The 23,350-nt window shown below is 61.7% G+C and carries 24 protein-coding genes; 16 read left to right on the top strand and 8 right to left on the bottom strand.

Features of this window, described 5'->3' with window-relative positions; all coding sequences use genetic code 11:
• Positions 1 to 6 precede the first annotated feature (6 nt).
• From flhF to yegS, 14 genes are all read left to right on the top strand, one after another.
• The gene (flhF, locus tag QCBJ_RS27395) at positions 7 to 1,323 is read left to right on the top strand and encodes a flagellar biosynthesis protein FlhF (RefSeq protein WP_015885175.1); all 1,317 of its coding nucleotides are present in this window, start codon (positions 7 to 9) and stop codon (positions 1,321 to 1,323) included.
• Positions 1,324 to 1,428: 105 nt separating this feature from the next.
• Complete coding sequence (gene fleN, locus QCBJ_RS27390) at positions 1,429 to 2,262, top strand: flagellar synthesis regulator FleN (protein ID WP_003192912.1); 834 nt, start codon at positions 1,429 to 1,431, stop codon at positions 2,260 to 2,262.
• The gene (gene fliA / locus QCBJ_RS27385; protein WP_015885174.1) at positions 2,259 to 2,999 is read left to right on the top strand and encodes an RNA polymerase sigma factor FliA; all 741 of its coding nucleotides are present in this window, start codon (positions 2,259 to 2,261) and stop codon (positions 2,997 to 2,999) included. The genes fleN and fliA overlap by 4 nt, the downstream gene beginning before the upstream one ends.
• Before the next feature lie 167 nt (positions 3,000 to 3,166).
• Positions 3,167 to 3,541 (top strand): chemotaxis response regulator CheY, encoded by a 375-nt coding sequence (locus tag QCBJ_RS27380; protein WP_015885173.1) that lies wholly within the window; start codon positions 3,167 to 3,169, stop codon positions 3,539 to 3,541.
• 18 nt (positions 3,542 to 3,559) lie between these two features.
• Positions 3,560 to 4,348, top strand: coding sequence for a protein phosphatase CheZ (locus QCBJ_RS27375; protein ID WP_015885172.1), 789 nt, complete (start codon positions 3,560 to 3,562; stop codon positions 4,346 to 4,348).
• Positions 4,349 to 4,359: 11 nt separating this feature from the next.
• A complete protein-coding gene (locus QCBJ_RS27370) occupies positions 4,360 to 6,576 on the top strand; it encodes a chemotaxis protein CheA (protein WP_102061984.1) in 2,217 nt (738 codons plus the stop codon).
• A gap of 48 nt (positions 6,577 to 6,624) precedes the next feature.
• Positions 6,625 to 7,758: a chemotaxis response regulator protein-glutamate methylesterase gene (locus QCBJ_RS27365; RefSeq protein WP_102061983.1), complete on the top strand. Its 1,134-nt coding sequence runs from the start codon at positions 6,625 to 6,627 to the stop codon at positions 7,756 to 7,758.
• A complete protein-coding gene (locus tag QCBJ_RS27360) occupies positions 7,758 to 8,498 on the top strand; it encodes a flagellar motor protein (RefSeq protein ID WP_010166125.1) in 741 nt (246 codons plus the stop codon). The genes QCBJ_RS27365 and QCBJ_RS27360 overlap by 1 nt, the downstream gene beginning before the upstream one ends.
• A gap of 205 nt (positions 8,499 to 8,703) precedes the next feature.
• Positions 8,704 to 9,591, top strand: a complete 888-nt coding sequence (motD, locus tag QCBJ_RS27350) for a flagellar motor protein MotD (protein WP_043205705.1) — start codon at positions 8,704 to 8,706, stop codon at positions 9,589 to 9,591.
• 50 nt (positions 9,592 to 9,641) lie between these two features.
• Positions 9,642 to 10,430 carry a ParA family protein gene (locus tag QCBJ_RS27345; RefSeq protein ID WP_015885168.1) on the top strand — a complete coding sequence of 263 codons (789 nt, stop codon included), beginning with the start codon at positions 9,642 to 9,644 and terminating at the stop codon, positions 10,428 to 10,430.
• Positions 10,430 to 11,242 carry a CheW domain-containing protein gene (locus tag QCBJ_RS27340; protein ID WP_015885167.1) on the top strand — a complete coding sequence of 271 codons (813 nt, stop codon included), beginning with the start codon at positions 10,430 to 10,432 and terminating at the stop codon, positions 11,240 to 11,242. The genes QCBJ_RS27345 and QCBJ_RS27340 overlap by 1 nt, the downstream gene beginning before the upstream one ends.
• Before the next feature lie 79 nt (positions 11,243 to 11,321).
• Positions 11,322 to 11,804 carry a chemotaxis protein CheW gene (locus QCBJ_RS27335; protein WP_005790025.1) on the top strand — a complete coding sequence of 161 codons (483 nt, stop codon included), beginning with the start codon at positions 11,322 to 11,324 and terminating at the stop codon, positions 11,802 to 11,804.
• A complete protein-coding gene (locus QCBJ_RS27330; protein WP_102061981.1) occupies positions 11,805 to 12,197 on the top strand; it encodes a DUF2802 domain-containing protein in 393 nt (130 codons plus the stop codon).
• A gap of 417 nt (positions 12,198 to 12,614) precedes the next feature.
• Positions 12,615 to 13,535: a lipid kinase YegS gene (gene yegS / locus QCBJ_RS27325; protein ID WP_102061980.1), complete on the top strand. Its 921-nt coding sequence runs from the start codon at positions 12,615 to 12,617 to the stop codon at positions 13,533 to 13,535.
• Here the strand turns inward: yegS and QCBJ_RS27320 are convergent.
• From QCBJ_RS27320 to QCBJ_RS27310, 3 genes are all read right to left on the bottom strand, one after another.
• Positions 13,494 to 14,153: a response regulator transcription factor gene (locus QCBJ_RS27320; RefSeq protein ID WP_015885164.1), complete on the bottom strand. Its 660-nt coding sequence runs from the start codon at positions 14,151 to 14,153 to the stop codon at positions 13,494 to 13,496. The genes yegS and QCBJ_RS27320 overlap by 42 nt on opposite strands.
• Positions 14,150 to 15,043, bottom strand: a complete 894-nt coding sequence (locus QCBJ_RS27315; protein WP_102061979.1) for a sensor histidine kinase — start codon at positions 15,041 to 15,043, stop codon at positions 14,150 to 14,152. Before QCBJ_RS27315 ends, QCBJ_RS27320 begins: the two co-directional genes overlap by 4 nt.
• A gap of 371 nt (positions 15,044 to 15,414) precedes the next feature.
• A complete protein-coding gene (locus tag QCBJ_RS27310) occupies positions 15,415 to 15,861 on the bottom strand; it encodes a hypothetical protein (protein WP_102062041.1) in 447 nt (148 codons plus the stop codon).
• 543 nt (positions 15,862 to 16,404) lie between these two features.
• Between QCBJ_RS27310 and QCBJ_RS27305 the strand changes: the two genes are divergently transcribed.
• Together QCBJ_RS27305 and QCBJ_RS27300 are read left to right on the top strand one after the other, a co-directional pair.
• Positions 16,405 to 17,340, top strand: a complete 936-nt coding sequence (locus tag QCBJ_RS27305) for a chemotaxis protein CheV (RefSeq protein WP_102061978.1) — start codon at positions 16,405 to 16,407, stop codon at positions 17,338 to 17,340.
• A gap of 179 nt (positions 17,341 to 17,519) precedes the next feature.
• The gene (locus QCBJ_RS27300; RefSeq protein WP_064052739.1) at positions 17,520 to 18,326 is read left to right on the top strand and encodes an MOSC domain-containing protein; all 807 of its coding nucleotides are present in this window, start codon (positions 17,520 to 17,522) and stop codon (positions 18,324 to 18,326) included.
• A gap of 66 nt (positions 18,327 to 18,392) precedes the next feature.
• On the opposite strand, the gene QCBJ_RS27295 is transcribed toward QCBJ_RS27300, so the two are convergent.
• The 5 genes from QCBJ_RS27295 to atuD all read right to left on the bottom strand — a co-directional run bounded on the left by QCBJ_RS27295 (position 18,393) and on the right by atuD (position 23,315).
• On the bottom strand, positions 18,393 to 18,677 hold the full coding sequence (locus QCBJ_RS27295) for a pyrimidine/purine nucleoside phosphorylase (protein ID WP_015885159.1): 285 nt from the start codon (positions 18,675 to 18,677) through the stop codon (positions 18,393 to 18,395).
• A 63-nt stretch (positions 18,678 to 18,740) separates the two neighbouring features.
• Positions 18,741 to 19,283 carry an exonuclease domain-containing protein gene (locus QCBJ_RS27290; protein WP_015885158.1) on the bottom strand — a complete coding sequence of 181 codons (543 nt, stop codon included), beginning with the start codon at positions 19,281 to 19,283 and terminating at the stop codon, positions 18,741 to 18,743.
• 72 nt (positions 19,284 to 19,355) lie between these two features.
• Complete coding sequence (locus QCBJ_RS27285) at positions 19,356 to 21,239, bottom strand: acetyl/propionyl/methylcrotonyl-CoA carboxylase subunit alpha (RefSeq protein ID WP_102061977.1); 1,884 nt, start codon at positions 21,237 to 21,239, stop codon at positions 19,356 to 19,358.
• Positions 21,240 to 21,399: 160 nt separating this feature from the next.
• Positions 21,400 to 22,161, bottom strand: a complete 762-nt coding sequence (locus QCBJ_RS27280; RefSeq protein ID WP_015885156.1) for an enoyl-CoA hydratase/isomerase family protein — start codon at positions 22,159 to 22,161, stop codon at positions 21,400 to 21,402.
• A complete protein-coding gene (gene atuD, locus QCBJ_RS27275) occupies positions 22,158 to 23,315 on the bottom strand; it encodes a citronellyl-CoA dehydrogenase (protein WP_015885155.1) in 1,158 nt (385 codons plus the stop codon). Before atuD ends, QCBJ_RS27280 begins: the two co-directional genes overlap by 4 nt.
• Positions 23,316 to 23,350: the final 35 nt, after the last annotated feature.

Below are 23,350 nucleotides of genomic sequence, written 5' to 3'. Positions count from 1 at the left end.
TGGGTTATGCAAGTTAAGCGTTTTTTCGCCGCCGATATGCGTCAGGCCATGAAACTGGTTCGTGATGAGCTGGGCGCCGACGCCGCGATTATCGGAAACCGTCGTATTGCCGGCGGTGTCGAGCTGACGGCTGCCCTGGATTACACCCCCCAGGCCCTGGCGCCACGCGTGCCGAACATGGAGCTTGAAGACGAGCTGCGCAAGACCGCTTCGCGCATTGTCTCGGCCCAGGCTGAGCTGAGCATGCGGGGCGACAGCGATGCCACCACCAATCGCCAGTTGTTCGCCGGCTTGCCGTTGACCGCTGCCGAGCCGCTGGTCGAGCCCACCTTCAAAGAGCCGCCACGTCCGGCCGCGCCTGCCCCGGCTGCGGCTGTTGACCAGCGCGTGTTCGACTCGATGCGCTTTGAACTCAACGGCTTGCGCGAACTGCTCGAAGTGCAGCTTGGCTCGCTGGCCTGGACCCAATTGCAAGGCAGCAAGCCGCAACAGGCCAACCTGTGGCGCCGTTTGCAACGCATCGGCTTGTCCGGCCCGTTGTCCCGCGACCTGCTGGCGCTGACCACTGAAATCGAAGAACCCCGCCAGGCCTGGCGCATGTTGCTGGCCCACTTGGCGCGCATGATTGCCACCCCGGAAATCGAACCCCTGGAAGAGGGCGGTGTGATTGCCATGGTCGGCCCAGCCGGCATGGGCAAGACCACCACCCTGGCCAAGCTGGCCGCACGCTATGTGCTCAAGTACGGCGCGCAGAATATCGCGCTGGTGAGCATGGACAGCTACCGCATTGGCGCCCAGGAACAGCTCAAGACCCTGGGCCGGATCCTCAATGTATCGGTGACCCATGTCGACCCGGGCCAGTCCCTGGCCAACGCCCTCGACCCGCTGCTGCGCAAGCGCGTGGTGCTGATCGATACCGCCGGCCTGCAAGCCAGCGACCCGGCGTTGCGCATGCAACTGGAAAGCCTGGCCGGTCGCGGCATCAAGTCGAAAAATTACCTGGTGCTTGCAACCACCAGCCAGAAACAGGTTCTTACCGCTGCGTACCACAGTTACAAGCGTTGTGGCCTGGCCGGTTGCATCCTCACCAAGCTCGACGAAACTGCGAGCCTGGGCGAGGTGCTGAGCCTGGCCATCAGTCATGAATTGCCGGTCGCCTACCTGACCGACGGACCGCGGATCCCGGATGATCTGCATCTGCCGCGCCGTCATCAGTTGGTCAGCCGCGCAGTCAGCGTGCAAATGCAAGAAGAGCCTAGCGAGGAAGCGATGGCCGATATGTTCGCCGACCTTTACCACAGCCCGGCAAAACGGGTGGGTTGAGTCAGGATGAACACCGTGAAATGTACCTACATCGATGGTCTGCAAGCGATTCACGCGGCCAAGCCATGTAGCCTGCGTCTAAGCAAGACAAGGTAAAGAAATAAAATGGGCAGCATGCATCCCGTACAGGTGATCGCGGTGACCGGCGGCAAAGGTGGCGTCGGGAAAACTAACGTGTCAGTGAATTTGTCCCTGGCCCTGGCAGAGCTTGGCCGTCGCGTCATGCTGCTGGATGCTGACCTGGGGCTGGCGAACGTCGACGTTCTGCTGGGGCTGACGCCCAAACACACCCTTGCCGATGTGATCGAGGGCCGCTGTGAGCTGCGCGATGTGCTGCTGCAGGGCCCCGGCGGCATCCGCATCGTGCCTGCCGCCTCCGGCACCCAGAGCATGGTGCACCTGAGCCCGGCACAGCATGCCGGGCTGATCCAGGCCTTCAGTGATATCGGCGACAACCTCGACGTGCTGGTGATCGACACCGCGGCCGGGATCGGCGAGTCCGTGGTCAGCTTCGTGCGCGCCGCGCAGGAAGTATTGCTGGTGGTCTGCGACGAACCCACCTCGATCACCGACGCCTACGCCCTGATCAAACTGCTTAACCGTGACTACGGCATGAACCGCTTCCGCGTCCTGGCCAACATGGCCCAGAGCCCGCAGGAAGGGCGCAACCTGTTCGCCAAGTTGACCAAGGTCACGGACCGCTTCCTCGATGTCGCCTTACAATACGTCGGCGCAGTTCCCTACGACGAGTGTGTGCGCAAGGCTGTGCAAAAGCAGCGTGCAGTCTACGAAGCGTTCCCTCGTTCCAAATGCGCATTGGCGTTCAAGGCTATTGCCCAGAAGGTCGATACCTGGCCGTTGCCCGCCAACCCTCGGGGGCATCTGGAGTTTTTCGTCGAGCGATTGGTGCATCAGACGAGCGCAGGACCCGTGCTATGACAGCGAACGGCTATAACGCTTACAAAAAGTCGGCCCGTGACAGCCAGGGTGAGTTGATCGAGCGCTACGCGCCACTGGTCAAGCGCATCGCCTATCACTTGCTGGCACGCCTGCCCGCCAGCGTCCAGGTCGAAGACCTGATCCAGGCGGGCATGATCGGTTTGCTCGAAGTGTCGACCAAATACGACGCGAGCAAGGGGGCGAGCTTCGAGACGTATGCGGGGATTCGTATCCGTGGCGCGATGCTCGACGAGGTGCGTAAAGGTGACTGGGCACCGCGCTCGGTGCATCGCAATACGCGCATGGTCAGTGACGCAATTCGCGCAATTGAAGCAAAAACCGGTCGCGACGCTAAAGATCACGAAGTTGCGGCCGAACTCCAATTGAGTCTCGACGATTATTACGGGATTTTGAACGATACCTTGGGCAGCCGCCTGTTCAGTTTCGACGACCTCTTGCAGGACGGCGAGCACGAAGGGCTGCACGAGGATGGCGCGAGTGCTCATATGGAGCCGTCGCGTGACCTGGAAGATGAACGCTTCCAGGGTGCGCTGGCGGACGCGATTGCCAATTTGCCGGAGCGTGAGCGGTTGGTGTTGGCGCTGTACTACGACGAAGAGCTGAACCTCAAGGAAATCGGTGAGGTCCTGGGGGTCAGCGAATCGCGGGTCAGCCAGTTGCACAGCCAGTGCGCAGCCCGCTTGCGGGGGCGTTTGGGAGAGTGGCGAGCGCGCTGACAGGCAGTGTGGGGACACTGCAGACGATACCGCGAGGGCAGCAAGCCTTCGCGGTTTCGACCCGTGGTGCCCGAGGCGTCCTTTTTGTGTAATGCCTGTTGATTGAAATGGCGCGTCCAGGTGCTGGGCGCGTTTAAGACTGCTTGGAGGTCGAATTGGACAAGAACATGAAAATCCTCATCGTTGATGACTTTTCAACGATGCGGCGGATCATAAAAAACCTGTTGCGTGACCTTGGGTTCACTAACACGGTCGAGGCGGATGACGGCATTACGGCGATTCCGATCCTCAACAGCGGGAGCATCGACTTTCTGGTAACGGACTGGAACATGCCGGGCATGACCGGTATCGACTTGCTGCGCCACGTGCGCGCTGACGAAAAACTACGCAGCCTTCCCGTGCTGATGGTGACCGCCGAAGCCAAGCGTGAACAGATCATCGAAGCCGCCCAAGCCGGGGTTAACGGTTACGTGGTCAAGCCATTCACTGCATTGGCCTTGAAAGAGAAGATCGAAAAAATCTTCGAACGCATCCACGGCTAATGCCATCGCGGGGGAGCTATGGAGCATAAAGAAACGTCACAGGGAGACTTTGAGTCGACCCTGAAAAAGCATGCTCACCAGTTGGTCGACAGCCTTGAAAAAGGCCAGTTCGGCGATGCGGTGCAGTTAATCCATGAGCTCAATCAGACCCGTGACCGCGGCCTGTATCAGGAAGTGGGCAAGCTCACGCGCGAGCTGCACAGTGCGATCGTCAATTTCCAGATTGACCCGCATATGCCCCAGGCCGAAGAGATCTCGCAGATCACCGATGCCACCGAACGCCTGTCCTATGTGGTCAGGCTGACTGAGGCGGCGGCCAACCGCACCATGGACCTGGTGGAAAACGCCACGCCCCTGGTCAACGGCATGGCCACCGAGGCCCAGGCCTTGAGCCACGACTGGGGCCGTTTCATGCGCCGCGAAGTCGGGGCTGAAGAGTTTCGTGAGTTGGCGCGTCGGGTCGACGGGTTCTTGTCACGCAGCGAGCAGGAAAACCGCACGGTTTCCAGCAACCTCAACGACATTCTGCTGGCCCAGGATTACCAGGACCTCACCGGTCAGGTGATCAAGCGTGTGACCCAATTGGTCACCGAAGTGGAAAGCAACTTGCTCAAATTGGTGCTTATGGCAGGCCAAGTTGATCGTTTCGCCGGCATTGAACATGACCGCGAAGCGATCCTCTCGGAAAAAGATCCACAAAAACATCTCGCCAAGGGTGAAGGTCCGCAGATTCATGCCGATAAACGTGAAGACGTTATGTCAGGTCAGGATGACGTAGATGACCTGTTATCCAGTTTAGGCTTCTAAGGAGCACACCCATGAGCTTCGGCGCCGATGAAGAGATCCTTCAGGATTTCCTTGTAGAGGCCGGCGAAATTTTAGAGCAACTGTCCGAGCAACTGGTCGAGCTGGAAAGCCGCCCGGATGATGCGAACCTGCTCAATGCAATTTTTCGCGGTTTTCATACTGTAAAAGGGGGCGCCGGCTTCCTCCAGCTCCATGAGCTGGTGGAGTGCTGCCACATCGCCGAGAACGTGTTCGACATCCTGCGCAAGGGTGAGCGTCACGTTGATTCGGAGTTGATGGACGTGATTCTCGAAGCACTCGATGCGGTCAACGGCATGTTCAGCGAAGTGCGCGAACGTGCCCCGATCACCGCAGCCACTCCGGAGCTGCTGGCCGCCCTGGCGCGCTATGCCGAGCCTGCCGACCTGTCGGCTGCGCCGGTGGCTGAAGCGGCGCCGGAACCTGTGGCAGAGCCCGAAGCGGATGTGACCGACAGCGAGTTTGAACAGCTGCTCAACTCCCTCAGTGCCGTCAAGGCCGAGGCAGAAGCACCGGCCGCCGTTGCTCCGGCAGCGGTGCCGACCAGCGAAGACATTACCGACGCTGAGTTCGAATCCCTGCTCGACCAGTTGCACGGCAAAGGCCAGTTCGCGGCCGACGCCGTGCCACCGGCTGCTGCTGCCGCGGCACCTGCCGCGCCCGTCAGCACTGACATCACCGACGACGAATTTGAAGCGTTGCTCGACCAACTGCATGGCAAGGGCACTTTCGCGGCCGATGCCTTGCCGGCCGTCGCCGCCACGCCTGCAGCGGCTGCCAGCACTGCAGCGCCTGCCGCTGCTGCACCGGCAGGCGATGGGTTGATTTCCGATCACGAATTCGAATCCCTGCTGGACGAGTTGCACGGCAAGGGCAAGTTCAGCGAAGTTGCTCCGGCCGCTGCGGTGGCCACGGCTGCACCGGTTGCCGCCAAAGCCGCCGCCCCTGCACCGGCCGCCAAGCCTGCGCCCGCACCGGCCGCCGCTCCGGCGCCTGCACGTGCTGCAGCGGCACCGGTTGCCGAGAAGCCCGCCAGTGAAGCCGAAACCACCGTGCGGGTTGATACCGCGCGCCTGGACGACATCATGAACATGGTCGGCGAACTGGTGCTGGTGCGTAACCGCCTGGTCCGCCTGGGCCTGAGCAGCGGCGATGAAGCCATGCAGAAGGCCGTGTCGAACCTCGACGTGGTGACCGCCGACCTGCAGACCGCCGTGATGAAAACGCGGATGCAGCCGATCAAGAAAGTCTTCGGCCGCTTCCCACGGCTGGTTCGTGACCTGGCTCGCCAGCTCAAGAAAGAGATCAACCTGGAACTGGTGGGTGAAGAAACCGACCTCGACAAAAACCTTGTCGAGGCCCTGGCCGACCCGCTGGTCCACTTGGTGCGCAACGCCGTCGACCACGGCGTGGAAACCCCGGAAGAACGCGAAGCCTCGGGCAAGTCCCGTGGCGGCAAGGTGATCCTGGCGGCGGAGCAAGAAGGCGACCACATCCTGCTGTCGATCACCGATGACGGCAAGGGCATGGACCCGAGCATCTTGCGCAGCATCGCAGTCAAGCGTGGCGTGATGGACAAGGACGCCGCCGACCGCCTGACCGACACCGAGTGCTACAACCTGATCTTTGCCCCGGGCTTCTCGACCAAGACCGAGATCTCCGACGTGTCCGGCCGTGGCGTCGGCATGGACGTCGTGAAGACCAAGATCAGTCAGCTCAACGGCTCGATCAACATCTACTCGACCAAGGGCCAGGGCTCGAAGATCGTCATCAAGGTGCCGTTGACCCTGGCGATCATGCCGACCTTGATGGTGATGCTGGGCAACCAGGCGTTCGCCTTCCCGCTGGTCAACGTCAACGAAATCTTCCACCTCGACCTGTCGCGCACCAACGTGGTGGACGGCCAGGAAGTGGTGATCGTGCGCGACAAGGCGTTGCCGCTGTTTTACCTCAAGCGTTGGCTGGTGGCATCGGCTGCCCATGAAGAGCAGCGCGAAGGCCATGTGGTGATCCTCTCCGTGGGCACCCAGCGGATCGGCTTTGTCGTCGATCAGTTGGTGGGCCAGGAAGAAGTGGTCATCAAGCCTTTGGGCAAAATGCTGCAGGGAACCCCGGGCATGTCGGGTGCGACCATCACCGGTGACGGTCGGATCGCGCTGATTCTCGATGTTCCGAGCATGCTCAAGCGTTACGCCGCTCGGCGTATTTGATTCTGGTGGGGCAGGGCGGTAATGCCCGCCCCGCCTAACGGAGTGTTTATGGCAGTCAAGGTCCTGGTGGTGGACGATTCGGGTTTCTTCCGCCGTCGCGTCTCGGAAATTCTTTCCGCCGATCCAACGATCCAGGTGGTCGGCACGGCCACCAACGGCAAAGAAGCGATTGATCAAGCCATTGCGTTGAAGCCGGACGTGATCACCATGGACTACGAGATGCCGATGATGGATGGCATCACGGCAGTTCGCCATATCATGCAACGCTGTCCGACCCCGGTGTTGATGTTCTCCTCGCTGACCCACGAAGGCGCTCGAGTGACCCTCGACGCGTTGGACGCTGGCGCGGTGGATTTCCTGCCGAAGAATTTCGAAGACATCTCGCGCAACCCCGAGAAGGTCAAGCAGATGCTGTGCGAGAAGGTGCACAGCATTTCGCGCAGTAACCGACGCAGCCTGTTCAGCGCGCCGACGCCGACGCCTGCACCGGTCGCGGCCCCGTCTGCGCCGGCGCCTTCGTTTGGTCGACCTGCTCCTGCGCCAGCACCGGTTACTCGGCCTGCCGTGGCGCCTGCCCGTGCATCGGCCTCCAGCGCTCATTCGCCGGCGCCCAAGCGCAAGGCCTACAAGCTGGTCGCCATCGGTACATCCACCGGCGGCCCGGTCGCCCTGCAGCGCGTGTTGACTCAACTGCCGGCCAACTTTCCGGCGCCGATTGTGCTGATCCAGCACATGCCCGCCGCCTTCACCAAAGCCTTCGCCGAACGCCTGGACAAGCTGTGCCGCATCACCGTCAAGGAAGCGGAGGATGGTGACATCCTGCGCCCTGGCCTGGCGTTGCTGGCCCCAGGTGGCAAGCAAATGATGGTGGACGGGCGTGGCGCGATCAAAATCCTGCCGGGCGATGAGCGCCTGAACTACAAGCCGTGCGTGGATATCACCTTCGGTTCGGCAGCCAAGTCCTACGGCGACAAAGTTCTGGCGGTGGTGCTCACCGGCATGGGCGCCGACGGCCGTGAAGGCGCGCGCCTGCTCAAGCAGGGCGGCAGCGCCATCTGGGCGCAGGACGAAGCCAGCTGCGTGATCTATGGCATGCCCATGGCCATCGTCAAAGCGGACCTGGCCGACGCGGTCTACAGCCTGGACGATATCGGCAAGCATCTGGTGGAGGCTTGCCTCTGATGGATGTATTGAGCCTGATCGGCATCATCATGGCGTTTGTCGCGATCATCGGCGGCAACTACCTCGAAGGCGGCCATCTCGGCGCCTTGGCCAACGGTCCGGCAGCGTTGATCGTGATCGGCGGCACGGTGGGCGCGGCATTGCTGCAGTCGCCCATGAGTTCGTTCAAGCGTGCCATGCAGATCCTGATCTGGATTATTTTCCCGCCGCGTGTCGACTTGCCGGGCGGCATCGACCGAGTGGTCAACTGGAGCCTCACCGCCCGCAAGGAAGGCCTGCTGGGCCTGGAAGGCGTGGCCGATGCCGAGCCCGACAGCTACGCGCGCAAAGGCCTGCAATTGCTGGTGGACGGTGCCGAGCCGGAAGCGATCCGCAGCATCCTGGAGGTGGATTTCTATACCCAGGAAAGCCGCGACATCAATGCCGCCAAAGTCTTTGAAAGCATGGGCGGCTACGCGCCGACCATCGGTATCATTGGTGCGGTCATGGGCCTGATCCACGTGATGGGCAACCTGGCCGACCCTTCGCAACTGGGCAGCGGGATTGCCGTGGCGTTTGTCGCCACCATCTACGGCGTGGCGAGTGCCAACCTGGTGCTGTTGCCGGTGGCGAGCAAGCTCAAGTCGATCGCCATGCGCCAGTCGCGTTATCGCGAAATGCTCCTCGAAGGCATCCTGTCGATCGCCGAGGGCGAGAACCCGCGTTCGATCGAATTGAAGCTCCAGGGCTTCATGGATTGATGGGTATGAACATCGACACGACCTTACTGTGGCGAGCGAGCTTGCTCGCGCTGGGCTGCGAAGCAGCCCCAAGACGTGCAACCCGGTTTCCGCGAGAGAGCGGTGGTGGATTTATCAGGGCCGCTTCGCGCCCCAACGCGAGCAAGCTCGCTCGCCACAATGAACCGGTTGGCAGTGAGTCTTGTGTTCAGGGAGGTAGTTGCCTGTGAGCCGTCGCCGTCGCGAGCCTGAAGAACACGTCAACCACGAACGCTGGCTGGTGTCCTACGCGGACTTCATCACCTTGCTGTTCGCGTTTTTTGTGGTGATGTACTCCATCTCGTCGGTCAATGAAGGCAAGTACAAAGTCATTTCCCAGGCGCTGATCGGCGTGTTCAACGACGCCGACCGTGCCCTCAAGCCGATTCCTATCGGTGAAGAACGGCCCAAGACCGTGACCCCGGCCAAGCCGCTGGTCAACGACAGTGACGAAACCGCCGCCGGCGTGGGCGGCACCAGCGATCCGCTGAAAAGCATCGCCGACGACATCAGTGCCGCGTTTGGCGACCTGATCAGCTCCAACCAGATGACCGTGCGTGGCAATGAGTTGTGGGTGGAGATCGAGCTCAATTCCAGCCTGCTGTTCGCCAGCGCCGATGCGATGCCCAGCGACCAGGCGTTTACCATCATCGACAAAGTGGCGTCGATCCTGCGGCCGTTTGAAAACCCGATCCACGTTGAAGGCTTTACCGACAACTTTCCGATCAACACGGCGCAGTACCCGACCAACTGGGAACTGTCTTCGGCGCGTGCCGCCAGCATCGTTCGCATGCTCGCGATGCAGGGCGTGAACCCCGGACGGCTGGCCTCGGTGGGGTACGGCGAGTTCCAGCCGGTGGCCAATAACGCTACGGTGGAAGGCCGCGCGCGCAACCGTCGCGTGGTGCTGGTGGTGTCCCGCAACCTGGATGTACGCCGCAGCCTGACCGGCACGGGCACCGCCAATGCAACACCGGATGCGGCCTTGAAGCGGGCTGGCACACAAACTGCACCGGCCCCTGCAAAGCCGCCGGTTCGTCAGAGTGCCGTCAATTCTCCGTCGCCGGCTCAATAACCTATGCAATGTCTCGGTCGCGCCAATGCCTGCCGGGAGGAACCAACCGAATGAGAGTCTGGGCAGTTGCCAATCAAAAAGGTGGAGTCGGCAAGACCACCACCTCCATCGCTTTAGCCGGCTTGCTGGCGGAGGCGGGCAAGCGTGTGGTCGTGGTGGACCTGGATCCCCATGGCTCGATGACCAGCTATTTCGGCTACGACCCGGATGCGCTGGAGCACAGCAACTACGACCTGTTCCTGCACAAAGGCAGCGTGCCTGCCGACTTGCCGGGGCAACTGCTGCTGCCGACCAGCAATGAAAGCATTTCCTTGCTGCCGTCCAGCACCGCGCTGGCAACCCTTGAGCGCCAGTCGCCGGGGCAGAGTGGCCTGGGCCTGGTGATCGCCAAGACCCTGGCGCAACTGTGGCAGGACTTCGACTACGCGATTATCGACAGCCCGCCGTTGCTGGGCGTGCTGATGGTCAACGCCTTGGCGGCCAGCCAGCAACTGGTGATCCCGGTGCAGACCGAACACCTGGCGGTCAAAGGCCTGGAGCGTATGGTCAGCACCCTCGCGATGATCAACCGCTCGCGTAAGCAGGCGTTGCCCTACAGCATCGTGCCGACCCTGTTCGACCGTCGCACCCAGGCGTCCCTCGGCACGTTGCGCGTATTGCGCGATGCCTACCCGGACACCATCTGGAATGGCTACATACCGGTGGACACGCGCCTGCGTGACGCCAGCCGCGCCGGCCTGACGCCGTCGCAGTTCGACGGCAAGAGCCGTGGCGTGCTGGCGTACCGCGCGTTGCTCAAGCACCTGCTGTCCCAGCAACTTGTGGCGCAGGTGGCGTGATGAACCGTCCCGTCGAACTCAAGACCAAGACCCGGCCGCAACTGGCGCTGGAATCCTATCTGGATGCCTTGCTGCAGGAGGCCACGGCGCAAGAACTGCCCGAACCGATCCTGGTGCTGGAGCCCGCCGTCGAACCCGAAGCCGCACTGGATGAATTCCAGTTGGCGGTGCTGGAAGAACAAGCGCGTGATGCGCAGATTGTGGTGCCGATCACGCCCACGGTGGTGGCGCCTGTCGTGGCTGCGCCTGTGGTGGTTGCACCCGTGGTGGTCGAGCCGGTGGTCGAAGTCCATCTGCCGCCGAGCATCACACCGCCACCGGTCACCGGTGATGGCCGCCCGGCGTGGGCCGCCGAGCCGTTCGAGTGCCTGCTGTTCGACGTCGCCGGGCTGACCCTGGCGGTGCCACTGGTCTGCCTGGGCTCGATCTATTCCCTGGAAGGCCAGGAGCTGACGCCGCTGTTCGGGCAACCGGAGTGGTTCCTCGGCATCCTGCCCAGCCAGGCCGGCAACCTTAAGGTGCTGGACACCGCGCGTTGGGTCATGCCCGACCGCTACCGCGATGATTTTCGCCAGGGCTTGCAGTATGTGATTTCGGTGCAAGGCTATGAGTGGGGGCTGGCGGTGCATCAAGTCAGCCGCTCGTTGCGCCTGGACCCGAACGAAATCAAATGGCGCAGCCACCGGGGCCAACGGCCTTGGCTGGCGGGTACCGTGATCGAACACATGTGCGCGTTGCTCGACGTCGCCGAACTGGCCGAGTTGATTGCCAGTGGCGCGGTCAAGGCGATGCCACAGAACAAACGCAGTTGATTGAACAATAAGGTCCGCATGCGAGTGCGGTCAGCGAAGCACACACGCCGTATACATCGGCATTTGAGGGGTCAGGGGTATGAATAAGTCAGCGTCCGCACAAGGTTTAGATGATCCGATCCTGCAATGGGTTACCTTCAAACTGGACAACGAAACCTACGGCATTAACGTGATGCGCGTGCAGGAAGTGCTGCGCTACACCGAGATCGCTCCGGTACCGGGTGCGCCAAGCTACGTGCTGGGCATCATCAACCTGCGCGGCAACGTGGTCACGGTCATCGACACGCGTCAGCGTTTCGGCCTGGATACCGTTGAAGTCAGCGACAACACGCGCATCGTGATCATTGAAGCCGACAAGCAAGTGGTCGGTATCATGGTCGACAGCGTGGCCGAAGTGGTTTACCTGCGCCAATCGGAAGTGGAAACCGCGCCGAATGTCGGTAACGAAGAATCCGCCAAATTCATCCAGGGCGTGTGCAACAAGAACAACGAACTGCTGATTCTGGTTGAGCTGGACAAGATGATGAGCGAAGAAGAATGGTCGGAACTGGAGAGCATCTGATTGTTCTTTGAGGCCGTGGTAATTGTCCTGGCCCTGTTGTGGGCCGGGACGTTGGCATTCTTGCTGCGTTATGTGCGCCAGCAGCGTGAGTTGGGCCTGCAACAGGCCGAGCGTGATGCGGTGCGTGACCGGCGCATTCTGGAGTTGGTCAGGCGGGTTGATCATTACCAGCAGAGTGCGGTGAAGGTGGGGGATGAGGTGCATGAACTGCGCGCCATTCTTGCGCCGTTGCCCGATAAACTTGCGCAGATTGAGCAGCGGGATCCTTCCAGTCTTTCGTTTGCACAGGCGGCGAAGTTGGTGGGGATGGGGGCTACGGTGGATGAGCTTACTCAATCGTGTGGGTTGACCCAGGCTGAGGCGCAGTTGATGAGTAAGCTTCATAAGAGCTGACTGGGTACCTATCCATTGCTGCGGTAAAGGCTAACCCGGCGTCCTGCCGGTTTACCCACGCTCCAAAGCCTGCGTTCGGCCAGCGCGTTTGACGGGGCGCCCCAGATCAAGATCAAAAGCAAGAGCACGGCGGCCTGGAGCCGGCCGGGTTGTTACTGTCGATCTCGGTTAAATGTGGGAGGGGGCTTGCTCCCGATAGCAGTGGGGCAGTTGCAGATGCATCAACTGACACACCGCCATCGGGGGCAAGCCCCCTCCCACCGTTTGATCTCTATACGTCAGGTAGCCCCCGAGCCTAGGCGAGGTGCCGGGGGACAGGCCCACCATTACCAAAAAAATGGATAGGCACTCAGTAAACCAAACCCACTCCCCAAAGGTCCCATTCTCCAAGCACCTTTGAATCAGGAGATTCCCCCAATGACCACCCCCAAAGCACTGTTGATCCTCCACGGCAAGCAAGCCCTCAACGAGGACGTGCGCGCCGCCGTGCAGGCCCGGCGCGAGCAGGGCGAAGAATTGGCGGTGCGGGTCACCTGGGAAGGCGGCGACGCCCAGCGCCTGGTCAACGAAGCCTTGGCTGACGGCTACACCCACATCATCGCCGGTGGCGGCGACGGTACCCTGCGCGATGTGGCCGAAGCCATGGCCCAGGCCAAGACCGACGCCAGCCTGGTGCTGATGCCGCTGGGCACCGCCAACGATTTCGCCAAGGCCGCCGGCGTGCCGTTGGAGCCCGCCCAGGCGCTGGCGCTGCTGGACGTGCCGCCCAAAGCCATCGACCTCGGCCAGGTCGGTGGGCAAATCTTCCTCAACATGGCGACCGGCGGTTTCGGCAGCCAGGTCACCGCCAACACTTCCGAAGACCTGAAAAAAGTCCTCGGCGGTGCGGCCTACCTGTTCACCGGCTTGACGCGTTTCAGCGAGTTGAAGGCTGCCTATGCCGAGCTGGATGGTCCCGATTTCCACTGGAAAGGCGAACTGCTCGCCTTGGGGATCGGCAACGGTCGCCAGGCAGGCGGTGGGCATGAGCTATGCCCAGGCGCGATGGCCGACGACGGCCTGCTGGATGTCAGCATCCTGCCGGCGCCCCAGGAAGTGGTCGGTACGTTGCGTGAGCTGATGAACAATGGCTGGGGCCTGGACACCATGTTCGTGCGGGCGCGGCTGCCGTGGGTGAATATCAAGGTTGCACAGGGCCTGTACATCAACCTGGATGGCGAGCCGCTGGAGGGTGATGACCTGCACTTCGAGGCGTTGCCCAAGGCCTTGCGGGTGCACTTGCCGGTGGGTTCGCCGTTAGTCGTCCAGGCTGATGATCTGCTCGCGCACCGCGAATAGCACCAGGCCGGCCACGTCGAAGATTTGCAGGCGCTTCATGATCTGCGAGCGGTGCGCCTCGACGGTCTTGATGCTCAGGCCCAGGCCGTGAGCGATCTCCCGGGTGGACTTGCCGCGCACGATCAAGCGCAGGATCTCCAACTGCCGCGCCGTGAGGTTGTGGCTGTGGCCGGCGGGTGTGATCGGCCCCTGGCTGCGCACCAGCGCCTGGTTGATCACCGTGTGGGCAATCGCCGGGCTCAGGTAGCGCTCGTTGTTGCGCAACGCCAGCAGCGCGTGTTCCAGCTCGTTGGCTGTTGTGTCTTTGAGCAGGTAACCATGGGCCCCGGACTCCAGCGCGCACATGATCAGCTCCGGGTCGGTGTGCATCGACAGGATCAGCACCTTGCTCTTGGGGTAGGCGCGCTTGAGTTGCTGCAAGGCATCCAGGCCGCCGGTGTGCTTCATCGACAGGTCCAGCAGCACGATATCAGGCAGCAGGGCACTGAACTGCTCCAGTAACTGCGCGCCATCGTTGGCTTCGCCGATCACCGTGTAGCCGGGAATGTCTTGGACCAGCGCGCGGACGCCGGCCCGGATCAGTGCATGGTCATCTACCAGGAGTAATTTGCAGGTCACTCGAGAACCTTAGGGGAACTGGCCCGTTCGAGGGCGCGGGGCGCCCAGGGGAAAAGCGCTTCGATCCGTGTTCCTTTGCCTGGCTGGCTGCTGACGGATAATGAACCGCCAAGCTGATCAATCCGCTCGGACATGCCGGCCATGCCCCGTTGGCCTTCCAGGCCTGGGTTGATGGCCGGCGAAAAGCCCTGGCCGTCATCACTGATAAACAGCGAGAGGCCCTCGGGCAGACGTTGCAGGCGAACCAGCAGATTGCGCGCCTGGGCGTGGCGCAGCATGTTGGTCACCGCTTCCTGGGTGATCCGAAAGGCGGCCACGGCCGTTTCTTCCGGGATGCCGGTCAGCCGTTGCTGGCATTCCAGGCTCCAGTGGATCGGGGTGTTTTCCAGGGTCTTGAGCAGGTGCGCACGCAGGCTGGCTTCCAGGCCCAGGCTGGCTAACTGGCGAGGATTGAGGATGGCGGAGACGTCGCGCACCTTGGCCAGGGTTTCATTCAGGGTGTTGCACAGCACCGTGCACTGGCTTTGCAGGTCGTCGGGCAGGCGGCGCTTGAGCCATTCGCTTTGCAGCTTGGCGGCGGTGAGCAGTTGGCCGATATCGTCGTGCAATTCGCGGCTGAGGCGGTGGCGTTCGTTCTCCTGCACTTGCAGCAGGCGGTCGGCCAGTTCCTGGGGCTGGAACTTGATCGACTTGCGTGACCGCCACTGTTGCAGGCCAACCACCACCAGGGTGGCCAGGTTGAGCACAATCACCAGCAATGGAAGCGGCGCGGCGCGGGTATAGGCCCACAGGCTCAGCAGCAGCGAGCCAAGGCACAGGGCGAGGATCAAACGGCGTGCATTACTGCGGGACGCGGACCATGCGAAGAGTGTCTTGAGACTGGCGTACATAGCGGATGGAGCCAATGAGGGTTCGCTGCGGGAAGACCGGTCACGGCGGCTGACAGGGCTCTGTTTAGAATGCGTTATCGAATCGTGTTTATGCATGATGAAGTTGAGTCACTTCGAGTGGGGCATAGTACCACCACTATTACCGTTGGTCGCCTGGTGCCGTGCCTGGCGGGGTTTTTAACCGCACAAATGCTCCGGGCGGTATTCCCAGAGTTTATGGCGTGGGGGAGTTATATTATTTGCGTTTGATTGTATCGTTATGACCGTTAATGGCTAATTGATATCTTTGCCTGCGAGATTCAACCCCATTGTATTAATAGGGTTATGTCGTTTTCAGATAACTTCAGGTTTAAATACGACCTGATATTCGATCAAGACGCGTGATGTACCCGTTGTTGCGGTTTAGAACCGAAATCTTTTTGCGGAATATGCAGCGTTACAGTGGCAATCAACGTCGTTTGCTCTGCTTCATCCAATCCCAGTTTGCCGGTCTTTGCATCAATCAACTCCAACTGCCAGGCCAGCAATGTCAGGCACTGTTCCAGCGCGTCCAGGGCTTGATCATGCAGATGCAAAGGGTTTTCGGCATTGGCGATCAGGTACTGGATATGCCGCGAGAATTCGCTGATCGCCCGAAGGGCCAGGCAGTCGGCCTTTTCGGCGAGCTTGATCAGGCTGACCTTCATGCAGTCGATGGCGTCGCTGTCGTTGCGGATCATGTGCAGGTGGCTCAGGCACTCTTCCGATTTGGCCAGCAGCTTTTCAGCCTCGTGCAGGAATTCGGGCAATGCAAGTTGCCACTCGTTACCGTCGTTCATCATGCAAGTCTCCACAACAGAAGGTCGGGTGATGAGATGTCGCTCCGGGTGAATGGCTTCAAACTAGCGCTGAAATATGACTGAAATCTGTAGGTCGCTTCTGAGATTTCAGTAGGACGTTTATTAGAATGACGGCGACGGCTGTGCGCGGCGAGCATGAGCGGAGTCCATTGCACACCTTCAATTGCCGACATCTGAATGTCCGAAAGACCCGTGGGCCGAGGGCTTGGGATGGCAAACAAAAGCCTGACTCCATTCATGCATTGAGAATGGCGTCACATTAATGGCTATTAGATATTGCGAATATCAGGTTGGGCCTGATTGTGCATAGGGGAATCCCTTACGCGGCGGAACCTTGCGTCGAAATGAATGTCGCGCAACGTCGCTACACCCCTGTCTGGAGAGGCCAGTGCAGTAAACCATGATGTCAGTGTGACATCAATGAATTTACGTGGCATTTTACCGGGGTCAAGGTCTGGCGTTCGCCGCCGATAACCCACTGTATGTGAACTGCACAATCCCTTAGCGCATCAGGAGCTTTTAATGGCCGGCATTCTCGACACGGTAGATCAACGCACGCAACTGGTGGGTGAGAATCGCCTGGAGATCCTCATGTTCCGCCTGGCCGGGCGTCAGTTGTTCGCGATCAACGTGTTCAAGGTGCAGGAAGTCCTGCAACTGCCCAAGCTGACGTTGATGCCGCAACGCCATCCGTTCGTGTGCGGCGTGGTCAACCTGCGTGGGCAGACCCTGCCGGTGATCGACCTGTCCCAGGCCATCGGCATGCGCCCGTTGGTGCCGGGTCCCAACAGCACCATTATCGTCACCGAGTACAACCGCTCGGTGCAGGCGTTCCTGGTGGGCGGCGTGGACCGCATCGTCAACATGAACTGGGAAGCCATCCTGCCGCCGCCGACCAGTGCCGGACGCCAGCATTACCTCACCGCCATCAGCAAGGTCGACGACCAGTTGGTGGAAATCATCGACGTGGAAAAAGTCCTGGCCGAAATCGTGCCCTACAACGCCAAGGTCTCGCGTGAAAAACTCGAGGACCCGATCCTGGAACGCGCCCGTGGCCGGGAAGTGCTGCTGGTGGATGACTCCAACGTGGCCCTCTCGCAACTGCGCGACACCCTTGGCCAACTGGGTGTGAAGATGCATATCGCCAGCGACGGTCTCAAGGCGCTGAATATGCTCAAGGCTTGGGCCGACGCCGGCCATGTAATGACCGACAAACTGTTGATGATCTTCACCGACGCCGAAATGCCCGAGATGGACGGTTACCGCCTCACCACCGAGATCCGCAACGACCCGCGCCTGCGCAAACTTTACGTGGTACTGCACACCTCGCTGTCGGGCAGTTTCAACGACTCGATGGTGAAGAAGGTCGGCTGCGACAACTTCCTGTCCAAATTCCAGCCCGACAAGCTGGTGGACGTGGTGCGTCAACGTCTGATGCTCGACGAAGTGCCCGCCTGACTGTAGTGAGCGGGCTTGCCCCGCGCTGGGGGGCGCAGCCGCCCCACATTCGGCCACCACGGTTTGTCTGTAATAACGCGGTGACGGGGTTGGGGCGGCTGTGCCCCCAGCGCGGGGCAAGCCCGCTCACTACAAGAGCGGTTATAGTGTCGGCTTTACTCCTTCAGGAATGCAGGCCCATGCTTCGTCTCAGCGCGTTGTACCGTTACCCCTTGAAGTCCGGCAAGGCCGAAATACTGCAACAGGTCGGCCTGGATAAACTCGGGGTGGACGGCGATCGACGCTGGATGCTGGTGGACGAAGCCAGCGGGCGTTTCCTCACGCAACGGGCCGTGGCCAAGATGAGCCAGCTGTCGGCGCTGTGGAACAGCAGCGGCGGGCTCACCCTGAGTTCGCCTGGCTACACGCCGCTGGACGTGACCCTGCCCGACAACGAGGCCGAACTGCGTGGCGTGACCATCTGGCGTGACACCTTGCGCGTGCCGGATGCGGGCGACGCGGCTGCCGCGTGGGTCAGCGACTTCATCGGCAAGCCGACACGGCTGGTGCAAATCCCTCTCGAACGTGCCCGCACCACCCAGGCCGGTTATGGCAAGGACGATGACCAGGTCGCCTTCGCCGACGGTTATCCGTTGTTGGTGATCGGCCAGGCCTCGCTGGACGACCTCTCGCAACGCATCGGTCGCCCCATGGAAATGCTGCGTTTTCGTCCCAACCTGGTGATCGAAGGCAGCGAAGCCTTTGCTGAAGACGGCTGGAAACGCCTGCGCATCGGCGATGTGGAGTTCCGTGCGGTCAAGCCGTGCTCGCGCTGCATCCTCACCACCATCGACCCGCAGACCGGCGAACGCAGCGCCGACCGCGAACCCTTCGCCACGCTGGAAACCTATCGCAAGACCGAGGATGGCGCGATTTTCGGCCAGAACCTGGTCAACGACGGCGTAGGTCGTCTGGAAGTCGGGATGCCGGTGACGATTCTCGAGTAATGTGCCGTGGTCATAAAAAATGCCCGTCTCCTGCGAGACGGGCATTTTTTTGCCTGCTGGTCACCCTCAGCCGCGGTATTCGCACAGGTAGGCGGTGTCCACGGCGACCTTCAGTTGGAACTTGCTGTTGGCCGGCACGTTGAACTGGCTGCCGGCGGCGAAGGTTTCCCACGTGCTGGCGTCAGGCAGCTTAACGGTCAGGGCGCCAGACACCACGTGCATGATTTCACGCTGGGCGGTGCCGAATTCGTATTCGCCGGGGGCCATTACGCCGATGGTCGCCGGACCTTCTGCGGTGCCGAAAGCGATCGACTTGACGGTGCCGTCGAAGTACTCGTTGACTTTAAACATGGGCGATTCCTCGGAAAAGGGTCTGGAAAGGTCGGCCAGTATGCCCAAGGGCAGGGGAACTGCCTAGACCGGCAAAATCAGCGGCAACAGGCGCGCGGTGTTGCGGGCGTCCTCCAGCGCGCGATGTTGCTGGCCATGGAACTGCATCCCCGCCAGTTGCAGGGCGCCATTGAGCCCCAGGGGCTTGTCCAGGCGCCGGGCCTTGGCGAAACGCTGCTTGAGGTTCACATGGGGCGTGTGGGCGAGTGCGCTGGCCAGGCCATGGCGTTGCCACTCCAGTTCAAGCTGCGCGCGGTCGTAGTCACCCCAACTGGCCCAGCCCTCCAGGCGTGCGTGGTGCTGGCCCAGCCAACGCTCGAACAGCGGCCACACCTCGGTGATCGGCGCCGCGCCGTCCATGTTCGCCTGGGTGATGTGGGTCAGCTGGCGGCAGAAGGGCGTCAGCAATGGCCGCCGCAGCGGCCGCACAAAGCGCTGGAAGTGGTCCAGTTCGCGGCCCTGGCGGTTGACCAGGCTCGCGCCGATCTCGATGACTTCCATCTCCGTCACGGGCCAGCCGCCTTCATCCGTTGTGGCTTCAAGGTCAATAATCAGCCAATGAGGCATCGCGCAGGTTCCCGTACTCTTCCCTTTCTGTTGGGGGTAGAGCGTAGCCCGGCCCTGTAGTTCCGCCTAGGGCTAGACGATCTCGAGTAACACCTGACGATTGCGCACTTGATCACCCGCAATGACCTGCACACCCTTGATCACGCCGTCGATACCGGCCGTCAGTGGGTGCTCCATTTTCATCGCTTCGAGCACCAACAGCAGTTGGCCTTTGGTGACGCTGTCACCGGCGCTGACCCGCACATCGACAATTGCACCGTCCATCGGCGCCTTGACCGTCCCGCTGCTGGCGTCGGCCTGGCGGCTGGCGACCTGCTGGGTGCGGTCGATCACCGTCAGGCCGGGTAGCCACAGTCGGTTGCCGTCGAGGTGATAGGCCATGCGACGGCGAATGCCGTTGAACACCCCTATGGCGTAGCGACCGTCGGTGGTGAGTGGCAGGGGCTCAGCGCTGACGTCGTGGATCTCGCCGTTGACCTCCAGTCGGTAGGTGCAGAGTGTGCGGGCGGTGTTGCGCCAGCCTGCCAGCGCCGGGGGATGCGGGTGCGCGCTGTGTGCGTAAAACAACGCGGCGGCCAGGCTAAGGTGTTCTTTTGATGGGGGCTGGGGCGGGATCTCGCTGAAGTGTTGCGCGATAAACCCGGTGCTGAAATCACCCGCGATAAACTCCGGGTGCTTGAGCAGATCGGCCAATAACCGTTGATTGGTCGCCACCCCCAACAGCAACGTGTCTTCCACCGCCCGCAACAACTTGCGCCGCGCCTCTTCGCGGGTGGCGCCATGGGCGATGATCTTGCCCAGCATCGGGTCATAGAACGGGCTGATGCGTTGGCCTTCTACGACACCGTGGTCAATGCGTACGCCCGCCGCCGGTTCCCAGCGCAGCACATCGCCGGTTTGCGGCAGGAAGCCCTGGGCCGGGTCTTCGGCGTACAGGCGCACTTCCATGGCGTGGCCGCTCAGGGTGACCTCCGCTTGTGTCAGCGGCAGCGGTTGGCCGGCGGCGATCTGCAGTTGCCAGTCCACCAGGTCGAGGCCGGTGATCAGCTCGGTCACCGGGTGCTCCACTTGCAGGCGGGTGTTCATTTCCAGGAAGTAGAACTGGCCGTGGCGGTCGAGCAGGAACTCCACGGTGCCGGCGCCGACGTAGTTCACCGCGCGCCCGGCCTTCAGGGCGGCTTCGCCCATGGCCAGGCGCAGCTCGGGTGTCATGATGGGGCAGGGGGCTTCTTCGATGACTTTCTGATGGCGGCGCTGGATCGAACAGTCGCGTTCGCCGAGGTAGATCAGGTGGCCGTGGCTATCGCCGAACAGCTGGATTTCGACGTGACGGGGGTCGATCAGGGCGTGTTCGAGGATCAGTTCGTCGCTGCCGAAGGCGTTCTTGGCTTCCGAACGGGCGGTCTGCAGGTTGTTCAACAGGTCTTTTGCGTGGTGCACCAGGCGCATGCCGCGACCGCCACCGCCGGCGCTGGCTTTGATCATCAGTGGGTAGCCGATGCGCTCTGCTTCTTGTTGCAGGGTGACGTCGTCCTGGGCGCTGCCTTGGTAGCCGGCGATGCAGGGCACGCCGGCGTCGAGCATGGCGAGTTTGGACAGGCGTTTGCTGCCCATCAGTTCGATGGCGGCGACGCTGGGACCGATGAAGGTGAGGTTGGCGTGTTGGCAGGCGCGGGCGAAGTCGGGGTTTTCGGAAAGGAAGCCGTAGCCGGGGTGGATGGCGTCGGCGCCGGTGAGTGTGGCGGCGTTGAGGATGGCTTCGATGTTGAGGTAAGACTGTTGGACGGGGGAGGGGCCGATGTAGACGGCTTCGTCGGCCATCTGGACGTGCAGGGCCTGGGCGTCGGCTTCGCTGTAGACGGCGACGGTGCGGTAGCCCAGGGCTTGGGCGGTGTGTTGGATGCGGCAGGCGATTTCGCCGCGGTTAGCGATCAGGATTTTCGTTAGCTGCGGCATTGTTGCGGTCCTCGAGTACACATCCATTTCTGCGGTAACGGCCGCGGATTCAAGCCTGCGTTCGGCCAGCGTGTTTGACGGGGCACTCCCAGATAGAGCCGACCGGTGTGGTTGTGGCGTACTCAGTACAAATGTGGGAGGGGGCTTGCCCCCGATGGCGTCATTTGCACCACCGAGGCTTTCTTTTCTGCACAAACGCCTGCGTCCCCTCAATCCCTTCCTCACTCCTCACCGCTTCGGCAAACCACTGCGCCCCACGGTCCAGCACAGCCTCAAGCGGTTCATCCACACTGGCCAGCAACAGGGATTTGGTCCGTCCATTCGCGCCCGGTGCGCAGCGCAGCACCTGTCCCAACACGTCATCCAGCCGTTCCGCCAATGCCTGCGGGTCGCGTTCGGTAAAGTGCACGACGCCCAGTCGCTCGGCTTCCAGGCCGTCAAAGCGCGCCGCGGTCAGCGCCAGGCGGCGGGCTTGGGTCAGGCCGATACGCTTGACCACAAACGGCGCGATTTGCGCCGGCAGTAAGCCCAGGCTGGTTTCCGGCAGGCCGAATTGCGCCTGGTGATCGGCTATGGCGATATCACTCACGCACGCCAGCCCAAAGCCGCCACCCAGCACCGCGCCTTGCAGCACCACGATCACGACTTGCGGTACCGCTTCGACTTCCTGCAGCAAGGTGCCGAACGCGCGATTCAGCGCCTGGAGTTGATTGCCCGCAGTGACCAGGTCCTTCACATCGGCGCCGGCGCAGAAGTGCCCGCCGGCCCCGCTGATCACCAGTGCGCGGACCTGGCTGTCCAATTGCGCCAGCACCGTGCGCAGTTCGTTGACCATCTCCAGGCTCATCGCATTGCGGTTTTCCGGGCGGTTGAGGGTGATGTGCAGCACGCCGTTATGGGGTTCGAGCAATAAGGTGTTCATGGCTTTTTCCCAGGCAACGTGCCCATCAGTTTGCAGAGGATGCCCAGCATGATTTCGTCGGCGCCGCCGCCGATCGAGACCAGGCGCACATCGCGATAGGCGCGGGCGACGGGGTTGTCCCACATGAAGCCCATGCCGCCCCAGTATTGCAGGCAGCTGTCGCTGACTTCTCGGCCCAGGCGCCCGGCCTTGAGCTTGGCCATGGAGGCCAGGCGAGTCACGTCCTGGCCTTTGATGTATTGCTCGGTGGCCTGGTAGACCAGCGCGCGCAGGCATTCGATTTCGGTGGAGAGTTCGGCCAGGCGAAAGTGGATGACCTGGTTGTCGATCAGCGCCTTGCCGAAGGTCTGGCGCTCCTTGCAGTATTCGATGGTGGTGTCGATGCAATGCTCCAGGCCCTTGATCATGTTGGCCGCGCCGAACAGGCGTTCTTCCTGGAACTGCAGCATCTGCATCATGAACCCCGCGCCTTCGTGGCCGATGCGGTTGCGCTGCGGCACGCGCACGCCGTCGAAGAACACCTGGGCGGTCTCGGAGCTGTGCATGCCGAGTTTTTCCAGGGGCGGGCTGACGCTGATGCCGGGGGTGTTCATCGGCACCATGATCAGCGATTTGTTGATGTGCGGCTTGTCGTCGGAGGTGTTGGCCAGCAGGCAGATGAAGTCGGCGCTGGGTGAGTTGGTGATCCACATTTTGCTGCCGTTGATCACATAGTCGTCGCCGTCCTTGCGCGCATGGGTTTTCAGCCCGGCCACGTCGGAACCGGCACCGGTTTCCGAGACACCGATGCAGCCGACCTGCTCGCCGCTGATGGCCGGACGCAGGAATTCATCCCGCAACTCATCGGAGCCGAAGCGGGCGAGGGCGGGGGTGCACATGTCGGTCTGCACGCCGATGGACATGGGAATGCCGCCGCAGTGAACGGTGCCGAATTCCTCGGCGGCGACGATGGAATAGCTGTAGTCCAGGCCCATGCCGCCGAATTTTTCCGGCTTGGAGATGCCCAGCAGGCCGAGGTCGCCGGCCTTGCGGAAAATATCGTGGATGGGAAAGCGCCCGGCCTTTTCCCATTCGTCGACGTGGGGGTTGATCTCGCGATCAACGAAGGCGCGGACGGTGCGGCGTAGTTCCTGGTGTTCTTGGGTAAAGATCATTTTTTATTGTTCTCCTTATCGTGACGCGCAGCGTC

Origin of the sequence: Pseudomonas sp. QC2 (assembly GCF_002859085.1) — a bacterium.
Classification (GTDB): Bacteria; Pseudomonadota; Gammaproteobacteria; order Pseudomonadales; family Pseudomonadaceae; genus Aquipseudomonas; species Aquipseudomonas petroselini.
The sequence above is the reverse complement of the archived record's forward strand: the minus strand, read 5'-3'. Positions and strand labels throughout refer to the sequence as shown.